The following is a 24,091-nucleotide window of genomic DNA, read 5'->3' as shown; positions in this document are numbered from 1 at the left end:
CGCGTTCACCGTGCGACGGCGTCGTGGCATGGTGACACGGATCGACCCGAACCGTCACCGGCCGGCCGGGCAGACCAGGACGAAAGGCCCATGATGGCGGACGCGGGCGCGATGAGCACGCAGGAGGCGAAGTCGGCGCTGCGTCGAGCCGCACGCGCCCGTCGTCGCAGCGCCGTCCGGCCGCCGCAGGACGCCGAGACGCTGCGCGACCAGGTGTGCGCCCTGCCCGAGGTGCAGCAGGCCAGCCGGGTGGCGGCGTACGTGTCGGCGCCGCACGAGCCGCCGACCACGGCCCTGCTCGACCGGTGGCGGCAAGAGGGGCGGGCGGTGCTGCTGCCCGTGGTGCTGGACGACCTCGACCTTGACTGGGCGCTCGACGACGCCGCTCACCGGCCGGGGCTGCTGCGCACGGTGCCCGAGCCCTCGAGCGAGCGCCTGGGCGTCGACGCCGTCCGCGGCGCGGACGTCGTGGTGGTGCCCGCGCTGGCGGTCGACCGCGCCGGACGGCGCCTCGGCCAGGGCGGAGGCAGCTACGACCGCGCGCTCGCCCGCCTGGCGGCGCACACGCTCGTGGTCGCGGTCGTGCACCCGGAGGAGCTCGTCGACGGCCCGCTGCCCACCGAGGCGCACGACCGGCGCGTCGACGTTGTCGTCACCGCGCGTGAGGTCGTGCGCGTCAGCCCTCGGGGTTGAGCGTGAGCGTGTCGGCTGTCGCGTCCTCGACCGCCTTGCGGCTGAACGGCCACGCGTAGCTCTGCCCCTCGGCCCAGTGGTCGACCTGGTCGGCGTAGTGCGCGTCGTAGGGGTGCCCGGAGGCGCCCGTGAGGTTCACCCAGGTCGAGCGGTCGAGGTCGGCGAGATCGACCACCATGCGCATCGACGGCACCCAGTCGACCTGGTAGCCCTTCGACGCGTCCCAGCCCGTGGCGTCGACGATCGAGGTGCCGCCGGCCAGCTGCCAGGGGCCCCGGTTGACCAACGCGCGGATCGGCCCGGGCACCGACGGGCCGCCGAGCGGCGTGTGCACCAGCTCGAGCGTGTGCAGCCGTCCCCACTGCCAGCGCGCGACGTCCTTGCCGAGCTTGCGGGTCAGCTCGACCCTGGCGGCCACCATGGCCTGGCGCAGGATCTCGTCGCGGTTCTCGACCGCACCGGCGGTGGCCTTGTTGTCCCACCACGGGTCGGACTTGCGCTGCAGCAGCACGGTGACCACCTGGAACCAGCGGTCGCCACCGTCGGCCGCGAGCGCGTCGCCGAGCTCGTCGTCGAAGCCGAGGCGCAGCAGGTTGCTCCACACCGCGTTGTAGTAGGCGGCCGCTGCGGAGTCGGCGGGTTGGGTGAAGTCCCAGCCCTTCAGCAGGTCCTGCGCCTCGCGGGTGAACGGGTCGTCGCTGAGGTCGACCTTGAGCATGAGTGGCACGAGGTTGGCGGCCATCCCGTTGCGCGTGTCGCGCTGGATTCCGGCCATGTCGGCCACCGTGATCTTCTGCCCGCGCTTGATGAAGCCCTGGATGAGGTCGCGGATGCGCTGCGAGCGGTAGCCGTACGACCAGTCCTGGGTGAGGTACGGCTGGGTCGAGGCGGTCACGGCCTGGTTGGCGGTGACGATGAAGCCCTCGGGCGGGTTCAGCTCGTGCGGCAGCTGCGAGAACGGCACGTACGACGCCCACGCGTACTGGCTCTTCCACCCCGGCACCGGGTAGCGGCCGTCGTACCCCTTGCGCACCGGGATGCGCCCGGGCGCCTGGTAGCCGATGTTGCCGTCGACGTCGGCGTAGAGCAGGTTCTGCGAGGGCACCTCGAAGGCGCTGGCGGCCGCACGGAAGGAGCTCCAGTCCTGCGCCGCGTCGAGCGCGAAGACGGCGTCGGCGGTGCGGCCGGGCGTCAGCGCCGTCCAGGCCAGCGCCACGTCGTACGTCGTGGTGTCGGCCGCTCCCGTGCGCATGTCGCGGCCGGCGTCGCGCACGCTCGACAGGACGTCGGACAGCAGCGGCCCGTGGCGGGTGCTGCGCACCGTGATCGTGACGTCGTCGCCGCCGCGCACCTTGATCGTCTCGCGGCGCTGCGTCAGCGGCTCGTACCGGCCGTCGTACTCGGCGCGGTCACCGAGCACCCGCTCGAGGTAGAGGTCGGTGACGTCGGGCGCGAGGTTCGTGAAGCCCCACGCGACGCGGTTGTTGTGCCCGATGATCACGCCGGGCGTGCCGGAGAACGTGAAGCCCGCGACGTCGAAGGGGCACTGCGACGAGACCGTGCGGCAGTGCAGGCCCATCTGGTACCAGATGCTGGGGATGGCCGGGCCGAGGTGCGGGTCGTTGGCCAGCCACGGCTTGCCGGTGGCCGTGTGCTCGCCGGAGACCACCCACGAGTTCGACCCGATGCCGTCACCGGTGCCCATGAGCGCCGGCACGGCGTCGACGGCCCGCTGGGCCAGCCGCAGCGCCGTCGAGCCGGCGCCGGAGTCGCCGGCACCCGCCAGCCCGCGCGGGAGCGCCGACGCGCTGCCCCCTGCGGCGGACGGCGAGATGATCGGCGCGTGCTCGGAGAACGGGTACTGCGGGTACAGCTGCTCGATCCGCTTCACCGGCAGCGACGCCGACAGCCGCCCGCGCGTCACCTCGTCGTCGTAGTTGCTGCGCAGGTCCCACGCCATGGCCTTCAGCCACGCGAGCGAGTCGACCGGCGTCCACGGCGCGACCCGGTACGACGGAAGCTGCAGGTCGAGGACGGCGTACTCGACGCCGAGCTGCGACGGCGAGCGCCCGGAGACGTAGGCGTTCACGCCGTCGGCGTACGACTGCAGGTACTGGCGCGTGCTGGCCGACAGCAGGGGCAGCTCCTGCTCGGCGACCCGCCGCCAGCCGAGCGTCCGCACCACCTTGTCGGCGTCGAGCGCGTCCGAGCTCGGTCCGACCAGCTCGGACAGGCGCCCGGCGGTGATGTGGCGGCGCAGGTCCATCTCGAAGAAGCGGTCCTGGGCGTGCACGTAGCCCTGCGCGTAGAACAGGTCGGCCGCGTTGTCGGCGTACACCTGGGGCACACCCTGGTCGTCGCGGCGCACCTCGACGGACGCCGAGAGCCCCGGCACGTCGACCGAGCCGCTGCGGTCGGGGAACGAGCGGCGCACCGCGGTGACCACCCCCACGGCGGCCACGAGGGCCACCACCACCACAGCGGCCAGGACGATGGCGAGCACGCGAGTGATGGGATTCAACCGGGGCACCCTGCGAGACTAGGCCACGGCGGTTCCCCGGCCACGGACCCGGGCCCGGGTGGTCCGCCGCCTGCCACGAGCGCCGGACCGACCCGATGGAGGCCACGCATGACCTCGTCCCGCCGGTGCCGCCCGTGACCATCCACCTGCTGAACCAGTCCCTGCTCATCGGGGCGGTCGTCGTGCTGGTGGCCATCGCCGCGGTGCGGTTGTCGCTGACGTCGGGCCTGCCCTCGCTGCTGCTCTACCTGGGCCTGGGCCTGGCGCTCGGCGAGGCCGGCCTGGGGGTGCGGTTCGACAGCGAGGAGCTCACCCAGGTCCTCGGCTACAGCGCCCTGGTGCTGATCCTCGCCGAGGGAGGCCTGACCACGCGCTGGAGCACGCTGCGCACCGCGATGGCCCCCGCGGCCGTGCTGTCGACGGTCGGGGTCGTGGTGTCGGTGGGCGTCGTGGCGGTGGCCTCGCGCGTGCTGCTCGACCTGCCGTGGACCGTCGCCCTGCTCGTCGGCGCCGTGCTGTCGTCGACCGACGCCGCGGCCGTGTTCTCGGTGCTGCGCCGGGTGCCGATCCACCCGCGGATCGCCGGTGTGCTCGAGGCGGAGTCCGGCATGAACGACGCACCCGTCGTGCTGCTCGTCGTGGCGCTCGCCGACCAGGCCAAGGGCGACCACGCACCGGCCGCCTGGTACGCGCTGGTCGGGCTCGCCGCGTTCGAGCTCGCCCTGGGCGCCGCGGTGGGGCTCGCGGTCGGCTTCGCCGGAGCCTGGGGGCTGCGCCGGCTGCAGCTGCCGTCGTCCGCGCTGTCGTCGCTGGCCGTGATCGCCCTGGCCGTGGCCGCCTACGCGGCCGGCGCCACCGTGCACGGCTCGGGGTTCCTCGCCGTCTACGTCGCGGGCTTGGTGCTGGGCAACGCGGGCGTGCCGCACCAGGTCGCCGTCCGCGGCTTCGCGCAGTCGCTGGGCTGGCTCGCGCAGATCGGCCTGTTCGTGCTGCTCGGCCTGCTGGCCGCACCCAGCCGGTTGCACGAGCAGCTGCTCGCCGCCCTGGCGCTCGGCGTCGTCCTGCTGCTTCTGGCGCGGCCGCTGTCGGTGCTCGTGACGATGACGCCCTTCCGGGTGCCGTGGCGCCAGCAGGCGTTCCTCTCGTGGGCCGGCCTGCGGGGCGCCGTGCCCGTCGTGCTCGCCACCGTGCCCGTGACGGTGGGGGTGCCGGGGACGGAGTGGCTGTTCGACCTCGTCTTCGTGCTCGTCGTCGTCTTCACGCTGGTGCAGGCTCCGACGCTGCCCTTCATGGCGCGCCGGCTGGGCGTCGCCCACGAGCTCGACAGCCGTGACCTCGACGTCGAGTCGGCGCCGTTGGAGCAGCTCGGCGCCGAGGTGATGCAGGTGCGGGTGGGCCACGACTCGCGGCTGCACGGCCTGGAGGTCTTCGAGCTGCGGCTGCCCCGGGGGGCCAACATCACCCTCATCGTGCGCGAGGGCAAGAGCTTCGTGCCCACCGACCGGACGGCGCTGCGGCGCGACGACCAGCTGCTCGTCGTCACCACCCAGGCCGCCCGGCGCGAGGCGCAACGGCGCCTGCGAGCGCTCAGTCTCGGCGGCCGGCTCGCGCTGTGGAGCAAGCCGCGCCCGTGACACGGCACGCGCGCCCGAGTTGTCGGCGTCCGCCCCACTGGTCGGGTGCGGCCGATACCGTGGCGACGTGTCCCGCGTGAGCTCACCCGCCACCGGCGGCCTGCGCGCGCTGCGTGCGGCGCTGCTGGCGACGGCGTGCGTGAGCCTGGCCCTCGCCGCGCACACCTGCGCCGGCGGTCACGCCCCGGACGCGCTGGCGGTGCTCACCGCCACGGTCGCCGTCGGCTGCGCCGCGCTGCTGGTGACCGGACGACGGCTCGGGGCCGCCACCACCGTGGTCGGGCTGGTGGGTGTGCAGGCAGCACTGCACGGGTGGTTCGCGCTGACGTCGGGGCAGGGCTGCGCCGTCACCGGGGCCTTCACCCACCTTCACGGCGCGGCGCCGGGGTGCCCGCCAGTGGCTGGCGGCGCGCCCGAGCAGTCCGCCGTCCACGGCGCGGCCTCGGCGGGCCTGGTGATGCTGCTGGCGCACCTGGGCGCCGTCGTGCTCCTCGGCCTGCTGCTCGCGCGCGGTGACGCCCTGCTGTGGCGGCTGGCCGGGCTGCTTCCCCGCCGCCTGCCCGCGGTCGTCGACCTCGTCGCGCTGGTGCCGTGGCGGCTCGCCGTCGAGGCACCGGCCACGCTGCCTGTCGGGCAGCCCGTCGCGACCGGATGGCATCGGCGCGGGCCGCCTCGGGCCGCCGCCGCCCGCTGACCTGCCGTGCCCGTGGCCGAGGTCTGCCGGTGGCTGCCCACCTGCCAGCCTCACCCGCGACGCCGACGACAACGGCGGCGTCGCAGACCGGAGCGTGCATCAGCGTGAATCGCCTCACCGTGAATCCTGTCCTGTCCCGCCTGCTGGCGGCAGGGGCGCTCGCCCTCGGGGTGCTCGTCCCGGGCGTGGCGCTCGCGCCCCCTGCGAGCGCCCACGACCAGGTCGTCAGCACCAGCCCCGCTGACGGCGCCACCGTCGGCGCCCTCAGCCGGGTCAGCGTGACCTTCAGCGAGCCCGTGCTCGACGTCGCGAGCGCCAACCGCATCGTCCTCACCGGGCCCATGGGGGCCCTCACGGGCGATCTCAGCCTCAAGCGCAACGTCGTCACCCTCACCCTCCCGGCGCCGCTGCCCGCAGGCGCCTACCGCGTGCAGTGGCGCGCGGCGTCCAGTGACGGCCACCCGGTGTCGGGTGCGTTCTCGTTCACCGTGAAGGCCACGACCACCACCCCGCCGATGTCGACAGCGACGGCGGCAGGGACGCCCACCGGCTCGCCGACCGTCACCGCGACCAGTCCGGCGCCGACCCAGGCCACGAGCTCTCCGGCCACCGAGTCGGCGTCCGAGGGCTCGAGCTGGGGCCCGTGGCTGCTCGGCGCGCTGGTGCTGGCCGCACTGGCCTGTCTCGCGCTCATCGTGTCGGCCAAGCGGCGCGCGGGGCACGATGAGGGGCCGACCTCATGACGGGCACCGCACCCACGTGGCGCCTGTGGGTCGCGACCGGGCTTCGCCTCGTGCTGGCCGGCGTGCTCGCGGCGGCGGGAGCGCTGAAGCTGCCCGAGCCGGCGAGCTCGGTGCGGGCCGTGCGCGCCTACCAGCTGCTGCCCGAGCCGATCGTGCCCACGGTGGGCTACGTGCTGCCGCTGCTCGAGCTGGCGGTGGCCCTGCTGCTGCTGCTCGGCCTGGCCACCCGGCTGGCGGCGACCGTGGCGGGCCTGCTGATGCTGGCCTTCATCATCGGCATCGGCTCGGCCGCGGCCCGCGGGCTGTCGATCGACTGCGGCTGCTTCGGTGGCGGCGGCCAGGTCGCAGCGGGGGCCACCCGCTACACGCAGGAGATCGTGCGCGATGTCGCCCTCCTGCTCGCCGCCGGCTTCCTGGTGCTCTGGCCGGCCAGCCGGTTCTCGCTCGACCCCACCCCTGAACCCGACCGTCCTGCGACGGCCGACACCACCCACGAGGAGCTGCACGATGACGTCCGGTAAGTCTTCCCGCGAGTCCCGCGAGGCCAAGGCGGCCGAGCGCCGGCTCGCGGCCCAGCGCGCCGAGTCCCGGCGCAAGAACGGCATCCGCGCCGGCATCGCGATCGTGGTGCTGGTCGCGATCGTCGGGTTCGGGGCACTGATCCAGGCTCAGCGCGGCAGCACCGGCGACTCGACGGCGACCCCCGCCCACACCAGCGGCCCCGCCAACGGCGTCATCACGGTGGGGCAGGACTCCGCGCCGGTCGAGGTGACGGTGTACGAGGACTTCCAGTGCCCGTACTGCAAGCAGTTCGAGGAGGCGAGCAACGACCTCATCACCTCCTACGTCGAGGCGGGCAAGGTGCAGGTGAAGTACCACCCGATGGCCTTCCTCGACGAGGCGTCGTCCACGCGGTACTCGACGCGCGCGCTGAACGCCGCCGGGTGCGTCGTCGACAGCACGCCGTCGGCGTTCGAGAAGTTCCACGACCTGCTGTACGCGAACCAGCCGAAGGAGAAGAGCGCCGGGCTGCCCGACTCCCAGCTCATCGACTACGCGAAGCAGGCGGGTGCCGGCGACATCTCGTCCTGCGTCAAGGACCTGAAGTTCGAGGGCTGGACCAAGCGGGTCACCGACCAGGCGAGCAAGGACGGCGTGGTCAGCACGCCCACCGTGTTCGTCGACGGCAAGAAGCTCGAGAACGTGCTCGACCCGACCGCGGTGAAGTCGGCCATCGAGGCCGCCCTCGCCAAGTAGCCCCCCTCCCCTCCCCGGCCCCTCCCCCTCTGGCGTGATCATGCACCCCAGCGCACCCAGCCCCTCGGCTCGCCTGCGCTGGCGTGCATGATCACGGGCGGGGGGTTGGGGCGGGGTCGGGGTAGACCTCGACCTCGGTGGCCTTGACGGTGAGCCAGACGCGCGCACCCGGCACGAGCCGCAGCTCGGCCACGGCCCCGGGCGTGACGTCGACCAGCACCGGCGGCTGCGCATCGACGTGCACGCGCACCCTGTCGTGCAACGGTTCCAGGCCGTCGACCGTGCCCTGCCACACGTTGCGCGCGCTGCCGGGCACGGGGTGCTCGGCGTGCAGGCTGACGGCGTGCGGAGGCACCGACACGAGCACGCGGTCGCCGGCCCGGACGTCGGCCGCCGCACCTCGCAGCTCACCCCCCGCGTCCAGCGTCACCAGGCCCTCGGCGTCCGCGGCCCGGCCGGCGAGCAGGTTGAGTCCCACCAGGCGGGCGACGTAGTCGGTGGCCGGGCGGCGGGCGACGTCGGCCGGCGCGCCCTGCTGCACGACCCGGCCAGCCTCGACCACGAGCAGGCGGTCGGCCAGCACCATGGCCTCGACGGCGTCGTGGGTGACGGCGACGACCGGCCCGTCGAACTGCTCGACGTGCCGCCGCAGGGCGAGGCGCACCTCGAGCCGGGTGCGGGCGTCGAGCGCGGCGAGCGGCTCGTCGAGCAACAGGGCGTGCGGCTCCATCGCGAGGGCCCGCGCGAGCGCGACCCGTTGCGCCTGGCCGCCCGACAGCTGAGCCGGACGGCGCCCGGCGAGGTCGGTGAGGTCGAGCCGCTCCAGCCACGGCCGGGCGCGCTCGCGGGCGGCGCGGCGTCCGGCCCCACTCACCCGGGCTGAGAACGCGACGTTGTCGAGCACGCTGAGGTGGGGCACGAGCCGGTAGTCCTGGAAGACGAGCCCCACGCGCCGTCGCTCCGGAGGGACGAAGTGGGCGCCGGCGTCGTCCACGACCTGACCGGCGATCTCGATCTGCCCGCGCCCCAGGGGTTCCAGCCCCGCGATAGCGCGCAGCAACGTCGTCTTGCCGGCACCGTTCGGGCCGAGCAGCACGACCACCTCGCCGTCGGCGACGTCGAGTCGCGCCTCGACCGTGAAGCCGCCGCGGCTCACCGCACCGTCCAGCCGCAGGCTCACGACACCACCGACCCGCGCAACCAGCGGTCGCGCAGCAGCACGAGCAGCGCCAGCGACACCACGAGCAGCACCAGCGACAGCGCGAGGGCGGCGTCGGGCTCGGTCTGCAGCGCGAGGTAGACGGCCAGCGGCATGGTCTGCGTGCGGCCGGGGAAGTTGCCGGCGAACGTGATCGTGGCGCCGAACTCACCCAGCGCGCGCGCCCAGCTGAGCACGGCGCCGGCCACGACGGACGGCACCACCGCCGGCAGGGTGACGCGCCAGAACACCGCGAGCCGCGACGCCCCGAGCGTGGCCGCGGCCTCCTCCAGGCCGCGGTCGGACGAGCGCAGGGCGCCCTCGAGCGTCAGGACGAGGAACGGCATGGCCACGAACGCCTCGGCCAGCACCACGGCCGCCGGGGTGAACGGCAGGGTGAGGCCGAACCACTGGTCGAGCCACCGGCCGACGAGGCCGCGCCGCCCCAGCGCCATGAGCAGCGCCACGCCCCCGACCACCGGCGGCAGCACGAGGGGCACGGTGACCAGCGCGCGCAGCACCGCCATGCCCCGCACCCGGACCCGGGCGAGCACCCAGGCCAGCGGCACGCCGAGCACCAGGCACACGACCGTGGCCGTCGCCGACGTGACGAGCGAGAGCCGCAACGCCTGGAGCACCTCGGCGCTGGTGAGCAGGTCCGGCAACCGGCGCCAAGGCATCCGGACCACCAGCGCCGCGATGGGCAGCACCAGGAAGGCGACGGCGACCACCGCAGGCACCACCAGCGCTAGTGGCGCCCGGCTCGTGCGACGCGCTGTGCTCATGGGCGCTCAGGGCCCCTGGAAACCGGCGTCGGCGAGCGCGGCGCGTCCGGCGTCCGACAGCACCAGGTCGACGAAGGCGCGGGCCCCCGCCGGGTTGGGTGCGGCGGCGAGGGCGGCGATCGGGTAGGTCGTCGAGGCGTTGAGGCGCTCGGGGATCTCGACGCCCCGCACCGTCGCGCCGGCAGCGCGGACGTCCGTGGCGTACACGAGCCCGGCGTCGACCTCACCGAGAGCGACCTTCGACAGCACCGCCTTGACGTCGGCCTCCTGGGTCACCGGCTGCACGGCGACGCCGGCCTTGCGCAACACCTCGCCCGCCACCACCCCGCAGGGCACCTGCGGCTGGCAGAGCGCGACCTTGACACCGGCGTTCGCGAGGTCGGAGAGGCCCGAGACGCCGGCCGGGTTCGCGGGCGGCACCGCGATCTCGAGGACGTTGCGGGCGAAGTCGTGGGGCGTGCTGGCGGCTGCGGCGTCGACCACCTGCCGCATGGTCGTCGCACTGGCGGAGGCGAAGACGTCGGCGGGTGCACCCTGCACCACCTGCTGGGCCAGCCCCGAGCTCGGGCCGAAGCTCAGCACGACCTTCGTGCCGGGGTGCTGGCGCTCGAAGTCGTGAGCGAGCGTCGTGAACGCCTCGGTGAGCGAGGCGGCGGCGAGCACCGTGACGGTGCCGGTGGCCGGCCCCTCGGACGACGAGCGGCCGGCTGGTGCCTGGCCGCACCCACTCAGCCCCAGGACGACGCTCGCGAGCGCCACGGCCGCCGCCCACCGCCTCACGGCTGCTCGGGCTTCTCGACCACGACGTGCGTCGACTTCACCGAGGCGATCGCGAGGACGCCGGGCTCCAGCCCGAGCTCGTCGGCGGCCTCGCGGCTCATCAGCGAGACCAGCCGGTGCGGACCGCTGTGGATCTCGACCTGCGCCATGACGGTGTCGCGGACGACTCGCGTCACCAGGCCGACGAAGCGATTGCGGGCCGACTCCGACAGCACCGGGCGTGGCGTGGGGCGCTGGCCGGCGTCCGCGACCTCGGCGGCGAGGCGGGCCAGGTCGGTGCCCTCGATGACTTGGCGGCCGGCGGCGTCGGCGTCCGCGCTGACCCGGCCAGCCTCGACCCACCGGCGCAGCGTGTCGTCGCTGACGCCGAGCAGCTCGGCGGCCTCGCGGATCCGATACAGCGGCATGTCGGAGATTCTAGCCGCATCTGCGCTTGCTGAAGGCCGGGCGATGCCGCATCTGCGGCGGTAGATGGTGCTCGCGCCCGCCCGTAGGGGACTTGCGCCTCTGGTCAGGCCGACGCCAGTGCCGGAAGGGTGGATCGAGCGGGAAGGCCCGGTGCCCCGGGCCGCGGCTGCCGCACCCCCCTACGGCCACTTTGGGAGGCCACCATGCCCGCCCCGACCGCTTACGAGGACTACCGGATCAACGCACGCATCAAGATCTCCGCGCTCTGGACGTCCGTACTGTTCGTCTTCGGCTACGTCGACCTGTTCAGCTCGTTCCGGGGTGACGTACGGGCCGACATCGAGGCCGGCCGGATGTTCGCCTTCACCATCGGACCAGGCTTCCTGCTCGGGGCGACGGTCTACGTCCTCGTCCCCAGTCTCATGGTGTTCCTCAGCCTCGTGCTGAGACCGCGGGTCGCCCGGACGACCAACGTCGTCGTCGCCGTCCTCTACGCCGTCACGATCGTCGGCGGCACCATCGGCGAGTGGGGGTACTACGTCCTCGGCAGCGTCGCGGAGGCCGCTGCGTTGGCAGCCGTCGTCTACTACGCGTGGACCTGGCCCAAGGTGGCTGGCCCCGCCGGCGCTCTCACCACCCACGCGGGATCAACCGCCCGGGCGCACGCGGCGCCCGCAGTGCGCGGCAAGCCATGACGCCCGGCCCGGTCGACGAACCAGGGAGGTCGCCCGTGACCACGCGCACCAGGACCCTGCACCGGGTGAACGAGAAGGACGGTGCCCCGCGGCCGCACCGGCGGACGGCGGTCAGCGTCGGGGTCCTGCTCATCGTGTGCACGGCCGCCAGCATCCTCAGCGTCGCACCTCTCGGTTCACTTCTGGACCGCCCTGTTGACCTGGCCCGCCTGGCCGCCAGCGACAACCGCGTCGTGCTCGCCGCACTGATCGAGTTCGTCGCTGCGGCGACCGGCTCCGGCATCGCGATCGCGCTGTACCCGGTGCTGCGCCCGTACGGGCGCGCCCTGGCCCTCGGGGCCGCGGCCGCCCGGACGGTCGGAGGTGTCTTGGTGTTGGTTGGCACCCTCGCCCTGCTGGCGCTGCTTTCTCTGGCGCAGGGGTCGACGAGCCCCGGCCCGACCGACGGCGCCGCCACCGAGGCATCCGTGCGCGTGCTGCTCGCGGTCCGGGACTGGGAGGCGAACTTCCTGCTCTCGCTACCGTTCCTGCTGGGCGCCGCCCTGTACTACTGCGTGATGTACCGCGCGACCGTCGTCCCGAGATGGCTGTCGGCGTGGGGCCTCGTCGGGGTCGGGTTGTCGCTCGTGGCCACCCTCAGCGCCGGGTTCACCCAGGACTTCGGCTTCACCACCTCCAGCACCGCGCTGAACGCCCCCATCGCGCTGCAGGAGATGGTGCTGGCGTTCTGGTTGATCGCCAAGGGGTTCAACGCCCAGCCGGGCCCGCAGGCGCCGTCCGCATCCTGACGAGATCGCGTCCCGGCCCCTGGCTCAGCCTCAGGCCGTGGCGGCCGCCGCGGCGCGACCGGCCGCACGTCCGCTGAACAGGCAGCCACCGAGGAACGTGCCCTCGAGCGAGCGGTACCCGTGCATGCCCCCGCCGCCGAAGCCGGCCACCTCGCCGGCCGCGTACAGACCCGGGAGCGGCTCGCCGTCCGGACGCAGCACGCGTCCCTGCAGGTCGGTCTCGAGGCCGCCGAGGGTCTTGCGGGTCAGCACCCGCAGCCGGACGGCGATGAGCGGGCCGGTCGAGGGGTCGAGCAGCCGGTGCGGCGTCGCCGTCCGGATCAGCTTGTCACCGCGGTAGCGCCGGGCGCCGTGGATCGCGGTGACCTGGGCGTCCTTGCCGAAGGGGTTCTCGATCTCGCGGTCGCGCGCCGTGACCTGGGCCTCCAGCTCGTCGTGGTCGATCAAGGCCTCGCCCACCAGCGCGTTCATGCCGTCGACGAGCTCGCGCAGGGTCTCGCGGACGACGAAGTCGACGCCCCGCCGCTTGAAGGCCTCGACCGGCGCCGGCGCCCCCGGCTTCACGCGCGACAGCACCTGCCGGACGTCTTTGCCGGTGAGGTCGGGGTTCTGCTCCGACCCCGACAGCGCGAACTCCTTCTCGATGATCTTCTGCGTCAGCACGAACCACGTGTGGTCGTGGCCGGTGCGCAGGATGTGCTCGAGCGTGCCGAGGGTGTCGAAGCCGGGGAAGTACGGCGCGGGCAGCCGCCGGCCGAGCGCGTCGACCCACAGCGACGACGGCCCCGGCAGGATGCGGATGCCGTGCCCCGGCCAGATCGGGTCGTAGTTCTCGATGCCCTCGGTGTAGTGCCACATGCGGTCGCGGTTGACCACCGAGGCGCCCGAGGCCTCGGTGATGGCGATCATCCGGCCGTCGACGTGCGCCGGGACGCCGGTGAGCAGCTCGCGCGGCGGGGCGCCGAGCCGCTCGGGCCAGCTCGCGCGCACGAGGTCGTGGTTGCCGCCGATGCCGCCGCTGGTCACCACGACGGCCTGCGCCGACAGCTCGAACGCCCCCACCTCCACGCGCGACGACGCCACGCCCCGAGCCAGGTCGTTCGGCTCGAGCACGGCCCCCCGGACGCCCGTCACGGCGCCGTCGGTCACCACCAGCTCGTCGACGCGGTGGCGCGGGGCGAGGCGCACGAGCCCGCGGGCGACGCCGTCGCGGACGCGCCGCTCGAACGGCGCGACGACGCCCGGCCCCGTGCCCCAGGTGATGTGGAAGCGCGGGACTGAGTTGCCCGGGCCGTCGGCCAGGTAGCCCCCGCGCTCGGCCCAGCCGACCACCGGGAAGAACCGCACCCCCTGCTCGCGCAGCCAGGTGCGCTTCTCGCCCGCGGCCCACTCGACGTACGCGCGGGCCCAGCGGCGGGGCCAGTGGTCCTCGCGCTCGCGGTCGAAGCCGGCGGTGCCGAGCCAGTCCTGCCAGGCGAGGTCGAAGGAGTCCTTGACGCCCATCCGGCGCTGCTCGGGGCTGTCGACGAGGAACAGGCCGCCGAACGACCAGAACGCCTGGCCGCCGAGGTTGGCCTCGGACTCCTGGTCGACCAGCACCACGCGGCGTCCGGCATCCACCAGCTCGGCGGTGGCGACCAGGCCGGCGAGGCCGGCTCCGACGACGACGACGTCAGCGTCCATGGCCGCACTCTGCCAGAGCGACCGCACCCTAGGCGGGAGTGAGGGCAGGAGGGGGCGGCGAGGTCAGGCGGAGAGGTCAGGCGGAAAGCCGGACGGCGTCGTCGGCGCGGGCGACGTGCTCCTCGCGCGGGTCGAGCGCGGCGGCCAGCCGCAGCCAGCGGCGCGCCTCGTCGTGTCGGCCGAGCCGGGTGAGCGTGCGTCCGAGCAGGTGGGCGCTCTCGGCGTCCGACGGGTCGGCGGCCACCAGCCGCTCGGCCACCTCGCGGGCGCGCTCGAGGGCGGCGAACCGGTAGTAGGCGAGGGCGAGCAGGCGCTGGGCAGCAGGCGCGGCGAGGTCGACGGCGTCCAGGCGCTCCAGCGTCGAGATGGCGTGGCGCGGGTGGCCGTCGGCGAGGTACTGCTCGGCGAGGCGGAAGAGCTCGTAGCCCGTGGGCTGCTGCGTGGTCACGGCGACTCAACAGCGGGACGGGTCCGGCCATTCCGAAACGCCGCGAGCACGGGACGCCCGCGATGCCTAAGGTCGACCCATGGAACTGGTGTCACCTCGCAAGGCCAGCCCCGGCGACAAGGTGGCGGTGCTGTCGCCGTCGTTCGCTGCTCCGGCCGTGGCTCCGGCGGTGCACGAGCAGGCGCTCGAGCGGCTGCAGGAGATCACCGGCCTCGTGCCGGTCGAGTACCCGACGACCCGCCGGCTCGGGGCCACGGCCCGCGATCGGGCCGACGACCTGAACGCGGCGTTCGGCGACCCCGACATCCGCGCGGTCGTCGCGACCATCGGTGGGGACGACCAGATCACCGTCGTCCCGCACCTCGATGCCTCGCTGGTCGCCCACGACCCCAAGCCCTTCCTGGGCTACAGCGACAACACCAACCTGCTGAGCTGGCTGTGGACCCAGGGCGTGGCCGGCTTCTACGGCGGCTCGACCCAGGTGCAGCTCGGCCCCGGCCCGCACGTCGATCCGGTGCACGAGCAGTCGCTGCGCGCGGCCCTGCTGACGGGTGAGCGCCTGGAGGTCACCGAGCCGGGCGAGTCCGAGGACATCGGGCTCGACTGGAACGACCCGCGAGCGCTGAGCGAGTTCGGCGAGCGCGGGCCCACCGAGCCCTGGGCCTGGGCCGGTCCCGAGCGGTCGGTCACCGGACGCACCTGGGGCGGCTGCATCGAGGTGCTGCAGTGGCTGCTCACGGCGGGGCGGTTCCCGACCGACCCCTCGGTGCTCGACGGCGGCGTGCTGCTGCTCGAGACGTCGGAGGAGCTCATCCCCGCCCGCGAGTTCGGCTGGATCCTGCGTTCGCTCGGCGAGCGCGGCCTGCTGTCGGCGGTCGACGCCGTCGTCGTCGCGCGGCCCCCGACGTCCGACTTCACGACGAGACCGTCGGACGACGAGCGGCGGGCCCGGCGCGCCGAGCAGCGTGACACCGCGGTGGAGATCGTGAACGCGTACAACGGCGACGCCGTGGTCGTCGCGGGGCCGCCGTTCGGCCACACCCGGCCGCAGTGGATCCTGCCGTACGGCGGGTTCGTCACGGTCGACGGCGCCGAGCGACGACTGTTCGCGGACTACGCCTGACGGCGGCGCCCGTCGCGTCGACGCAGCACTTGACGGGGTCGTACACTTGGCACTCGGACGACCGGAGTGCCAAGCCGGTCCCGGACCTGCGGAGGGCCTTCATGCCGACGTACGACTACGCCTGCACCCAGTGCGACCACGCTTTCGAGGTCGTGCAGGCCTTCAGCGACGACGCCCTCACGGTGTGCCCGCAGTGCGGTGGCCGGCTGCGCAAGGTGTTCGGCTCGGTCGGCGTCGTCTTCAAGGGGTCGGGCTTCTACCGCACCGACTCGCGCTCGTCGTCCACCTCGTCGTCGCTGCCCGCGGGCGGGTCGGGCGACGGCAAGGCCAAGAGCGACTCGGCGAGCTCGTCGTCCGGCTCGTCGTCCGGGTCGTCGAGCTCCTCCAGCGGCTCGTCGGCCAGCTCCTCGAGCGGGTCGTCGGGCTCGACGTCGGCCGCCTGAGCCGGTTGTCCACAGGCGGCCGCTGAGCCGCCGGGTCGCGGGTCGCCGTCGCCCTAGGCTGGGTGCATGAGCGATCACGCGTCCGGCACCGCGCCCGTCGGGGTCATCGGCGGTTCAGGCTTCTACTCCTTCCTCGACGACGCCCGCGAGGTGCGGGTCGACACCCCGTTCGGTGCGCCGAGCGACGCCCTCACGGTGGGTGAGGTGCGCGGCCGGCCGGTGGCGTTCGTGCCCCGGCACGGGCGCGACCACCGCTACCAGCCGCACCGCGTGAACTACCGGGCCAACCTGTGGGCGCTGCGGGCGGTGGGGGTGCGGCAGGTGCTCGCGCCGTGCGCGGTGGGGTCGTTGCGCGCCGACTACGGGCCGGGCACGGTCGTGCTGCCTGATCAGGTGCTCGACCGCACGTGGGGTCGAGCCCACACCGTGTACGACGGCGAGGGCCCGGTGGTGCACGTCTCGATGGCCGACCCGTACTGCCCGCGTGGCCGGTCCGCCGTGCTGTCGACCGCGGCGCGCGAGGGCGAGGAGGTGGTCGACGGCGGCACCCTGGTGGTGATCAACGGCCCGCGCTTCTCCAGCCGCGCCGAGTCGCAGTGGCACGCCGCCACCGGGGGCACGGTCGTGGGCATGACCGGCATGCCCGAGGCGTCGATCGCCCGCGAGCTGGCGATGTGCTTCACCTCGGTGGCGCTCGTGACCGACCTCGACGCGGGCGTCGAGGAGGGTGAGGGCGTGACCCACCACGAGGTGCTCGAGGTGTTCGGCCGCAACGTCGAGCGGCTCAAGGGGTTGATCGCCGGGGTCGTCGGGCAGCTGCCGGACGACGACACCTGCGCCTGCCAGCACGCGCTCGACGGCCAGCGGCTGCCGTTCGAGCTGCCGTGACGAGAACCCTGCGACGCCTGCGTGAGCGACTGACCGGCCAGCATCCTGAGCGGGGATGGGTACCGCTGCCGCGGCGGCGGCCCGCGCTGCGCCGGTGGCTGGCGGCCGGAGCGGCCGCCGCGGCGACGGCGAGCGCGTTGCAGGTGCTGGCCCCCGAGCCCGAACCCGGCCGCACGGTCGTCGTCGCCGCGCGGGAGGTTCCGGCCGGAGCCGCGCTGCAACGCGCCGACCTCCGCCTCGCCCCGAGGCCCCGCGCCGACCTGCCCGCGACCGCGATGACCCGAGTCGATGACGTCGTCGGCCGGGTCGTGTCCGCTCCCCTCGCTGCCCGGGAGGTGCTGGCCGCCAGCCGCCTGGTCGGTGGTGGTCTGCTGGTCGGCCAGCCGCCCGGCGCCGTGGCCGCGCCGGTGCGCGTGGCCGATGCCGCCGCGGCCGCCCTGCTGCACCCTGGGAGCCGAGTCGACGTCCTGGTGGCGATCGAGGGAGCCAGGTCGGCCCGCACCGTGGCCCGGGGTGCCACCGTCCTGGCGCGTCCCGACGCAGCGGGCGCCGGCCACCTGCTCGCCACCGACGACGCGTCGTCCGGCGGCCTGGTGCTGCTGGCGGTCGACGACTCGACGGCGGCGGCGCTGGCCCAGTCGGCCGCGGCCGGACCGCTGTCGGTGGTGCTCCGCTAGCTTGCGTCGCTTCCTGCCCGAGAGCGCTCGAGCGCGGTACGTTCGGCGCGTCGGGGCCGTACGGCTCAGCTCTCCAGCAGATCGGACGCAGCCATGCTCAAGGGCTTCAAGGACTTCATCACCCGCGGCAACGTCGTCGACCTGGCGATCGCGGTCGTCATCGGCACGGCCTTCGCGGCCGTGATCGCGGCCTTCGGCAAGGCAGTGATCCAGCCGATCATCGCGGCCTTCCCCGGGGCGACGAGCCAGGGCTGGGGCTTCTCCCTTCGCGGCGGCAAGCTCGAGAAGTCGACGTTCATCGACGTCTCGTTGCTCATCAACGCGATCATCGTCTTCCTGATCACGGCTGCCGTCGTCTACTTCGTCTTCGTCGTCCCGATGAACAGGCTGGCAGCACGCCGCAAGGCCGGCGTCGAGCCCGAGCCCGAGGCCCCGGCCGAGGACGTCCTGCTGCTCACCGAGATCCGTGACCTGCTGGCCCGCCAGGGCGGCGCCACCCCGCCGAGCAGCACCGGCACCCCGCCCAGCACCCTGTGACGCGGCGGCTGGAGCGGCGTCCGTCCCAGCGGCGTCAGTCCCAGCGGGGTCAGTCCCAGCGGTGTCAGTCCCAGTGGGGCGGTCGCTGCTCCAGCAGCCAGCGCTCGTGCTCGTCGCGGGCGGCCTCGGCGTCGGGCGTCTCGCCCCAGCCGACGTCGGTGTCGTCCTTCGTCTGCTCGAGCCCCTCGCCGGGCTCGGCACCGGTCGGCTGCTCGGCCGGGCGCTCGCTCATGCTCCCGCTCCCTGCACTCGCTCGATGGCGGCGTCGATGGCGGCGTCGATCCGGCTGCCGCGTCGGGCGAGGCCGAGGTGCTGGCGGGTGAGGGCCGCCACGTCGTCGTGCGTGCGCAGCAGGGTGTCGGAGCAGATCCACGCCACGACCGCGTCGAGCTCGGCCTCGCTGTACTCGTCGATCGGGCGGCCGGCGGGAACGCGCGGACGCGCCCCCGCCCGCCCGGAGCCGCCCACGGACGCCGACCCCAACGCTCCCACCAGCTGCGCGTCGTGGCTGTCGAGGTCCCACCGCACCTGCGGGGCGGCGAGATCGACGGCGGCCCGCCCGGTGCGCCGGTCGGCCACGGCCCGCTCCACGGCGGCCCGGATGCGCGCGACCTCGCGGGCGGGGTCGCGGAAGACGTCGGTCGACCACACCCGAAGGTGGCGCCACCCCAGTCGCTCGAGCTGCTCGGGGCGCAGGCGGTCGCGTTCGCGGGAGTTCGCGACCCTCGCGTACGCCGGACCGTCGGCCTCGACGGCGACGACCAGTGGCCCGTCGGCCGGCCCGACGGCCAGGTCGATGGTGGCCCACGACGCGCCGTACGCGGGCTCGACGCGCAGGTCCTGCGCGCGCAGGCGAGCCGCGAGGTCGGCGAGCAGGGCGTCGTCCGCGACCTCGACGCGCCCGGCGTCGTGGGTGCGCTCGGTGGGTGCCTCATCGAGCACCTGGCCGCCCGAGGCCGCGTAGGCCAGGTAGGCGCGCAGCAGCCGGGCGCCTTCCGCCGTCAGCCGGGCGGGGTCGAGGTCGGCCGCGCCGAACGACGACACCACGCTCATCCGCGACCGCGCGCGCGTGACGGCCACGTTGAGCCGGCGCTCGCCACCGGCCTGGTTGAGCGGGCCGAAGCGGTGCAGCACGCGGCCGTGCGGTGTGCGCCCGTAGCCGATGGTGAGGATGATCGCGTCGCGCTCGTCGCCCTGCACGCGCTCGAGGTTCTTGACGAAGAACCGTTCCGGTCGGTCGTCGGCGAAGAAGTCGGCCAGGGCGGGCTCGGCGGCGAGCGCCAGCCGCAGCGCGTCGTCGACGCGGTGAGCGTGCCGCAGGCCGAGCGCGATGACGCCGAGCGACTCGTCCGGTCGCGTGCGCGCGTGCTCGAGCACCAGCTCGACGACGCGGTCGACCTCGGCCTGGGTGCTGTCGACGGCCTCGGAGTCGGGGGCGAGCACGCCTCGGCCGTCGACCTCCTCGAGCGTGAGCACCGGCCCGTCGCCGCTGCCCGGGAAGGTCACGAGCCCGTCGTCGTAGACGTGCCGGTTGGCGAAGGCCACCAGCCGCTCGTCACGGGAGCGGTAGTGCCAGCGCAGCTGAGCGACGGGCAGGGTCGCCGACAGCGCGTCGAGCACCGACTCGAAGCCGTCGGTGAAGGGCTCGGACTGCGCGTCGGACTGGGCGTCGGACGGCCCGTCGTCCGGCACCGCGCTGGTGAAGAAGGAGGTGGGCGGCAGCTGGCGCTCGTCGCCGGCCACCACCACCTGCCGCCCCCTGCTGAGCGCCGGCACGGCCTGCGCGGGCGGCACCTGGGACGCCTCGTCGAAGACCACGACATCGAACCGCTCCCCCGGCGGCAGCACCTGGGAGACCACCAGCGGGCTCAGCGCCCAGCACGGCTTGGCCGCGCCGAGGACGTCCGGGCAGCCGTCGACGAGGTCGCGCAGCGGCCGGTGGCGGCGCTGCTTGGCGGCCTCGCTGCGCAGCAGGGCGGCCTGCTCGGGATGCCGGTCGAGCGCGGCGACGAGCCGCTCGGCCGTCGCCCGGCGCACCCGCTGCGCGCCGCTGGTGACGTGGTCGCGGTCGGCGGCGGCGAACTCGGCGCCCACCTCGCGCAGCAGCTCGCCGTCGTGGGCGCCGTAGCGCGGGTCGGTGACGGCGATGTGCTCCAGCAGGGAGGTCCACCACACCAGGTCGAGCTCGGACCCGACGTCGGCCGCGGCCACGTCGCGGGCGGCGAGGTCGGCGAGCAGCGGCTCGAGGCCGGCGTCGCGCAGCCGCTCGCGCAGCCGCACCGTGCGCGGGATCACCGGCAGCGAGGCCGTCCGCTCGGTCATGAGCTCCAGCCGGGCCGCGAGGACGTCGAGCTCGACGCCCGCCAGGTCGCCGCCGGCCGCGGTGTCGGCGAGCCGCTCGGACAGCCACTCCACCGGCTCGGCGACATCGAGGTAGGCGACCTCCGCGGCGTCCAGACCCGGCGGCAGCTGGGGACGGGCACCGGGCCCGGCGAGGGCCTGCCACTCCTCGCGCTGGCGGTGCGCGAGCGCCAGCGCGGCGTGCAGGTCCTGGGGTGGCTTGCCGGGCCGCAGCAGCTTGCGGGCCTGCCGCGCCAGGCGGCGGCGCTGCATCCAGCCCAGGTCGATCCCGCGCTCGGCGCGCCACTGCGACGTGGCGGTGGCGGCCACGGCGTCGGCCAGCGAGGTGTCGAAGACCTGGGGCGTGAAGACGTCGAGCGTGGCGCGCACCGAGCCGATGAGCGAGAGCGCCCGACCGTAGTCGGACAGGGTGCGCCCGCCGGGCATGCCCGCGGCCTCGAGCAGCGTCGACATCGCGTACCGGGCGTGCGGCAGCGCCTGCTGGCTCACGGTCGTGACCTTCTCCAGCGCCTCCTGCGCCTCCTCGGAGGTGGCGAGGTGCGCGCCGAACCACGGGTCGTCGTCGGGGCCGGCACGGAAGGCGCCGAGGCTGGCGGCCTCGCGCAGCTCCTCGCGCAGGACGTCTAGCTGGACGCGGTCGAGCGACTCGAGTGCCGCGCCGCGCACGCGGATGCGCGAGCGAGGGGCCGGGCGCCGTTCGGTGAGCGCCGCGAGCGCCTGCTGGGCCGCGAAGGCCGACACCCCCCACGGCTCACGGCGCTCGTGCAGGGCCGCGAGGTGCCCGGTCAGCCGACCACGCCGCTCGACCAGCGTCGACATGGTGGTCTCGACGTCCGGCCGGGCTACGCGTCCGGCGCGCTCGAGGGTGAGGGCGATGTCGCGCGCGACCCGGCGGCGGTTGCTCGCGCCGTCGTGCAGGTCGAGGACGAGGTCGTCGAGACCCACGGCCGCCAGCCGCGAGAGCACGGCGTCGATCGCGGCCCGCTTCTCGGCGACGAACAGCGTGCGCCGCCCGGACGCCGCCAGGCTGGCGATGAGGTTGGCGATGGTCTGCGACTTGCCGGTGCCGGGTGGCCCCTTGACCACCAGGTGCGAGCCGGCGAGCACGGCGTCGACGACGGCCTGCTGGGACGCGTCGGCGTCGAGCACGAGGTGCTCGGCCGCGGGGTCGGCGTCGCCGGCCGCAGGTGGCCCGGTGACGCCGGCGACGGCCGTGATCGCCTCAGGGTCACCGGCGAGCGCGGCGACGACGTCGTGCTCAGCGAGGGTGTCGCGCTGGGCCTCCAGGTCGGTCACCATCGGCAGCCGCGCGTACGAGAACGTGCCGATGACCAGCCGGTGCTCGACCGAGAAGCCCGGCACGTCGCGGCAGGTCTCGGCCACCCGCTCGAGCACGGGTCGCGGGTCGAAGCCGTCGTCGCTCAGCGCGAGGTCGGCGATGACGTCGGCGTCGAGCCGGACGCCGTGCTCGTTCTCGAGGTAGTGCACCAGCACGGGGTTGAGCTCGGCGGCTGGGCCGAGGTCGATGTCGAAGTCCTCCCCGGCGGCGCCGCGGGGGCGCAGCGTGCACGCGCGCAGCAGCACGGGCGCGGCCGGCGGCCGGGCGGCGTCGGGAGCGTGCCAGGTGGCCATGCCGACGGCGAGCCAGCCGGCCTGGATGCCGCGCTCCTCGGCCAGCTCGAGGGTCTTGGCCCGGATGGCGCGGGCTCGCCGGCGCGCGTCGGCGAGCGTGCCTGCTTCGCGCACGAGCGTCGACAGGCGGGTGGGGCGCCCGGCGAGCAGCATGGCCAGGCCGCTCGGGTGGGCGTGGGTGAGGTCGAGCGTGCCGACGGCGAGGTCGCGGTAGAACAGCAGCGTGTTGCGGCCGCCGAGGTCGACCAGCTCGCGACGCCAGGCGTCGACTGCGGTGCGGACGCGCTCGGCGCGAGTGGGCGCGGCGGGGGCGTCGTCCCCTGGCGGGTCACCGTCGAACTGCGCTGCGCTCACCCTCCTACGCTAACCGCCCGCGACGCCGGCTCCGGGCTGCCATGCCCGGTCCCCCGTGCACTTCGGATCCGAAGTGCCGGCTCCGAGCACGGATGTCCGGGCATGGATGACGGTGTGCACCGCGCAGGGGGGGCAAGCGGTGCACACCGTCGAGAACAGCATGGGCCGCGGACCGTTGTACCGTCAAGCAGATCCGTCGAACTACCCGGTGTGACCGGCGCAACAGCACGAAATCCACCCGAACGCGCGCGCGCCGATTGCGGATTCCGTCGCCAGCCGCGGGCCCCGCCGCCAGCGTCGGCGCCGAGCGCGCCGTGAACCACCCTCGGTGCGCGAGCACCCCCCACCACCGGGGACAATCGTCGGGTGACCAGCCAGCAGACCGACGTCCTCGTCATCGGCGCCGGGCCCGCCGGGTCGTCGGCTGCGGCCTGGGCGGCGCGCCAGGGGCTCGACGTCGTGCTCGCCGACAAGGCTCGCTTCCCCCGCGACAAGGCGTGCGGCGACGGGCTCACCCCGCGGGCCATCGCCGAGCTGCGGCGGCTCGGCCTGAGCGACTGGCTGCGCGGCCGCGCGGTCAACTGGGGTCTGCGCGCCGCCGGCTTCGACCAGGAGCTCTACCTGCCCTGGCCCGGCGGCAGCCTGCCCGCGCAGGGCAGCGCCGTCCCGCGCACCGAGCTCGACGCCACGATCCGGCAGGTAGCCCTCGACAGCGGGGCCCAGCCGCTCGACGACGCCCGCGCCGTCGACGTCGAGTGGGACGGCGACCGCGTGGCGGGCGTGGTGTTCCGGCACGCGGGCGCGACGTCCACGGTGCGGTGCCAGCGGCTCGTGGTGGCCGACGGCGCGCGCTCGCAGCTCGGGCGGGTGCTCGGGCGGGAATGGCACCGCGACACCGCGTACGGCGTCGCGATCCGCGCGTACGCCAAGTCGGGCCGCGCCGACGACCCGTGGATCAGCTCGCACCTGGAGCTGCGTGGAGCCGACCACGAGCTGCTGTCGGGCTACGGCTGGGTCTTCCCGCTCGGCGCCGGCGAGGTCAACATCGGCGTCGGCACGCTGGCCACGGGGCGGCGGCCGGCCGACGTCCAGCTGCGCTCGCTGCTCGACGTGTACACCCGCCAGCGGCGCGACGACTGGCAGCTCGACGGCGACGTGCGGGCCGCGGCGTCCGCGCTGCTCCCGATGGGCGGCGCGGTGTCAGGGGTCGCGGGCGCCAACTGGGGCTTCGTCGGTGACGCCGCGGGGTGCGTGAACCCGCTCAACGGCGAGGGCATCGACTACGGGCTCGAGACCGGCCGGCTGCTGGCCGAGCTGCTCGCCGCCGGCGACGACCTGCACCACGCGTGGCCCGCGACGCTGCGACACCACTACGGCGAGGCGTTCTCGATCGCCCGCCGCCTCGCCGGGCTGCTCACGGTGCCCGGGCTGCTGCCCGCCGCCGGACCCGTCGGCATGCGCTCGCGGGCGCTCATGACGCTGGCGCTGCGACTCATGGGCAACCTGGTCACGGCCGAGGACGACGACGCCGTGGCCCGGCTCTGGCGCGCTGCGGGACGGCTGTCGTCGCGCTTCGACGTCCGGCCGCCGTTCACCGCCCCCGACCTGCGGTCCTGACCCTTCCGCCACCCCCCGCCCCCACCCCCTTTCCGCCACCCAGGCCGGTTTCCGCCACCCAACCCGCTTTGCGCCCTTCGGCCGCGGCCTGAGCGGCGCAGGCACTCCTGCCTCCGCCATCGAGACCGCGGC

Annotated in this window: 23 protein-coding genes; 14 read left to right on the top strand and 9 right to left on the bottom strand. The window is 74.6% G+C overall.

Annotation, left to right across the window (positions count from 1 at the left end; genetic code table 11):
- Positions 1-111: 111 nt before the first annotated feature.
- On the top strand, positions 112-693 hold the full coding sequence (locus tag ASD06_RS14395; RefSeq protein ID WP_082538089.1) for a 5-formyltetrahydrofolate cyclo-ligase: 582 nt from the start codon (positions 112-114) through the stop codon (positions 691-693).
- Here ASD06_RS14395 and ASD06_RS14390 read toward each other — a convergent pair.
- Positions 677-3,223 (bottom strand): penicillin acylase family protein, encoded by a 2,547-nt coding sequence (locus ASD06_RS14390; protein WP_056679102.1) that lies wholly within the window; start codon positions 3,221-3,223, stop codon positions 677-679. The two genes, ASD06_RS14395 and ASD06_RS14390, sit on opposite strands and share 17 nt — an antisense overlap.
- Positions 3,224-3,309: 86 nt before the next feature.
- On the opposite strand from ASD06_RS14390, the gene ASD06_RS14385 reads away from it, so the two are divergent.
- The 5 genes from ASD06_RS14385 (at position 3,310) to ASD06_RS14365 (ending at position 7,542) form a co-directional block, all read left to right on the top strand.
- The gene (locus ASD06_RS14385; protein WP_056679100.1) at positions 3,310-4,848 is read left to right on the top strand and encodes a potassium/proton antiporter; all 1,539 of its coding nucleotides are present in this window, start codon (positions 3,310-3,312) and stop codon (positions 4,846-4,848) included.
- A gap of 67 nt (positions 4,849-4,915) precedes the next feature.
- Complete coding sequence (locus ASD06_RS14380) at positions 4,916-5,542, top strand: hypothetical protein (protein WP_157371728.1); 627 nt, start codon at positions 4,916-4,918, stop codon at positions 5,540-5,542.
- Positions 5,543-5,661: 119 nt separating this feature from the next.
- Entirely contained in the window at positions 5,662-6,285 is a 624-nt protein-coding gene (locus ASD06_RS14375; RefSeq protein WP_162248089.1) for a copper resistance protein CopC, read from the top strand.
- Positions 6,282-6,806, top strand: a complete 525-nt coding sequence (locus ASD06_RS14370) for a MauE/DoxX family redox-associated membrane protein (protein WP_056679092.1) — start codon at positions 6,282-6,284, stop codon at positions 6,804-6,806. Before ASD06_RS14375 ends, ASD06_RS14370 begins: the two co-directional genes overlap by 4 nt.
- Positions 6,793-7,542, top strand: a complete 750-nt coding sequence (locus ASD06_RS14365; RefSeq protein WP_056679089.1) for a thioredoxin domain-containing protein — start codon at positions 6,793-6,795, stop codon at positions 7,540-7,542. The genes ASD06_RS14370 and ASD06_RS14365 overlap by 14 nt, the downstream gene beginning before the upstream one ends.
- Before the next feature lie 91 nt (positions 7,543-7,633).
- Here ASD06_RS14365 and ASD06_RS14360 read toward each other — a convergent pair whose 3' ends face one another.
- Genes ASD06_RS14360 through ASD06_RS14345 form a run of 4 tightly spaced genes read right to left on the bottom strand, consistent with a single transcriptional unit; the run spans position 7,634 to position 10,712 of the window.
- Positions 7,634-8,722 carry an ABC transporter ATP-binding protein gene (locus tag ASD06_RS14360; protein ID WP_056679086.1) on the bottom strand — a complete coding sequence of 363 codons (1,089 nt, stop codon included), beginning with the start codon at positions 8,720-8,722 and terminating at the stop codon, positions 7,634-7,636.
- A complete protein-coding gene (locus ASD06_RS14355; RefSeq protein WP_056679083.1) occupies positions 8,719-9,525 on the bottom strand; it encodes an ABC transporter permease in 807 nt (268 codons plus the stop codon). The genes ASD06_RS14360 and ASD06_RS14355 overlap by 4 nt, the downstream gene beginning before the upstream one ends.
- Before the next feature lie 6 nt (positions 9,526-9,531).
- Positions 9,532-10,305, bottom strand: coding sequence for a molybdate ABC transporter substrate-binding protein (gene modA / locus ASD06_RS14350; RefSeq protein WP_056679080.1), 774 nt, complete (start codon positions 10,303-10,305; stop codon positions 9,532-9,534).
- Entirely contained in the window at positions 10,302-10,712 is a 411-nt protein-coding gene (locus ASD06_RS14345) for a molybdopterin-binding protein (RefSeq protein WP_056679078.1), read from the bottom strand. The genes modA and ASD06_RS14345 overlap by 4 nt, the downstream gene beginning before the upstream one ends.
- Before the next feature lie 204 nt (positions 10,713-10,916).
- On the opposite strand from ASD06_RS14345, the gene ASD06_RS14340 reads away from it, so the two are divergent.
- Positions 10,917-11,408, top strand: a complete 492-nt coding sequence (locus ASD06_RS14340) for a DUF6326 family protein (RefSeq protein ID WP_056679075.1) — start codon at positions 10,917-10,919, stop codon at positions 11,406-11,408.
- A 35-nt stretch (positions 11,409-11,443) separates the two neighbouring features.
- On the top strand, positions 11,444-12,196 hold the full coding sequence (locus tag ASD06_RS14335; protein WP_056679072.1) for a DUF4386 domain-containing protein: 753 nt from the start codon (positions 11,444-11,446) through the stop codon (positions 12,194-12,196).
- A 30-nt stretch (positions 12,197-12,226) separates the two neighbouring features.
- On the opposite strand, the gene ASD06_RS14330 is transcribed toward ASD06_RS14335, so the two are convergent.
- The gene (locus ASD06_RS14330; protein ID WP_056679069.1) at positions 12,227-13,879 is read right to left on the bottom strand and encodes an FAD-binding dehydrogenase; all 1,653 of its coding nucleotides are present in this window, start codon (positions 13,877-13,879) and stop codon (positions 12,227-12,229) included.
- A gap of 76 nt (positions 13,880-13,955) precedes the next feature.
- On the bottom strand, positions 13,956-14,327 hold the full coding sequence (locus ASD06_RS14325; protein WP_056679066.1) for a tetratricopeptide repeat protein: 372 nt from the start codon (positions 14,325-14,327) through the stop codon (positions 13,956-13,958).
- A 79-nt stretch (positions 14,328-14,406) separates the two neighbouring features.
- On the opposite strand from ASD06_RS14325, the gene ASD06_RS14320 reads away from it, so the two are divergent.
- From ASD06_RS14320 to mscL, 5 genes are all read left to right on the top strand, one after another.
- Entirely contained in the window at positions 14,407-15,450 is a 1,044-nt protein-coding gene (locus tag ASD06_RS14320; RefSeq protein WP_056679063.1) for a S66 peptidase family protein, read from the top strand.
- Positions 15,451-15,551: 101 nt separating this feature from the next.
- A complete protein-coding gene (locus ASD06_RS14315) occupies positions 15,552-15,893 on the top strand; it encodes an FmdB family zinc ribbon protein (RefSeq protein ID WP_056679060.1) in 342 nt (113 codons plus the stop codon).
- 66 nt (positions 15,894-15,959) lie between these two features.
- On the top strand, positions 15,960-16,781 hold the full coding sequence (locus ASD06_RS14310) for an S-methyl-5'-thioadenosine phosphorylase (RefSeq protein WP_056679057.1): 822 nt from the start codon (positions 15,960-15,962) through the stop codon (positions 16,779-16,781).
- Positions 16,778-17,458, top strand: a complete 681-nt coding sequence (gene cpaB / locus ASD06_RS14305) for a Flp pilus assembly protein CpaB (protein WP_056679054.1) — start codon at positions 16,778-16,780, stop codon at positions 17,456-17,458. Before ASD06_RS14310 ends, cpaB begins: the two co-directional genes overlap by 4 nt.
- Before the next feature lie 93 nt (positions 17,459-17,551).
- Complete coding sequence (gene mscL, locus ASD06_RS14300; protein WP_056679051.1) at positions 17,552-17,995, top strand: large conductance mechanosensitive channel protein MscL; 444 nt, start codon at positions 17,552-17,554, stop codon at positions 17,993-17,995.
- A gap of 64 nt (positions 17,996-18,059) precedes the next feature.
- Here the strand turns inward: mscL and ASD06_RS18960 are convergent, their stop codons facing one another.
- Both ASD06_RS18960 and ASD06_RS14295 read right to left on the bottom strand, forming a co-directional pair.
- A complete protein-coding gene (locus ASD06_RS18960; protein ID WP_157371726.1) occupies positions 18,060-18,227 on the bottom strand; it encodes a hypothetical protein in 168 nt (55 codons plus the stop codon).
- Positions 18,224-22,342: an AAA domain-containing protein gene (locus ASD06_RS14295; RefSeq protein ID WP_082538059.1), complete on the bottom strand. Its 4,119-nt coding sequence runs from the start codon at positions 22,340-22,342 to the stop codon at positions 18,224-18,226. Before ASD06_RS14295 ends, ASD06_RS18960 begins: the two co-directional genes overlap by 4 nt.
- A gap of 366 nt (positions 22,343-22,708) precedes the next feature.
- Between ASD06_RS14295 and ASD06_RS14290 the strand changes: the two genes are divergently transcribed.
- Positions 22,709-23,959 carry a geranylgeranyl reductase family protein gene (locus ASD06_RS14290; protein ID WP_056679048.1) on the top strand — a complete coding sequence of 417 codons (1,251 nt, stop codon included), beginning with the start codon at positions 22,709-22,711 and terminating at the stop codon, positions 23,957-23,959.
- Positions 23,960-24,091: the final 132 nt, after the last annotated feature.

It is taken from the genome of Angustibacter sp. Root456, from assembly GCF_001426435.1.
GTDB lineage: Bacteria > Actinomycetota > Actinomycetes > Actinomycetales > Angustibacteraceae > Angustibacter.
The sequence above is the reverse complement of the archived record's forward strand: the minus strand, read 5'-3'. Positions and strand labels throughout refer to the sequence as shown.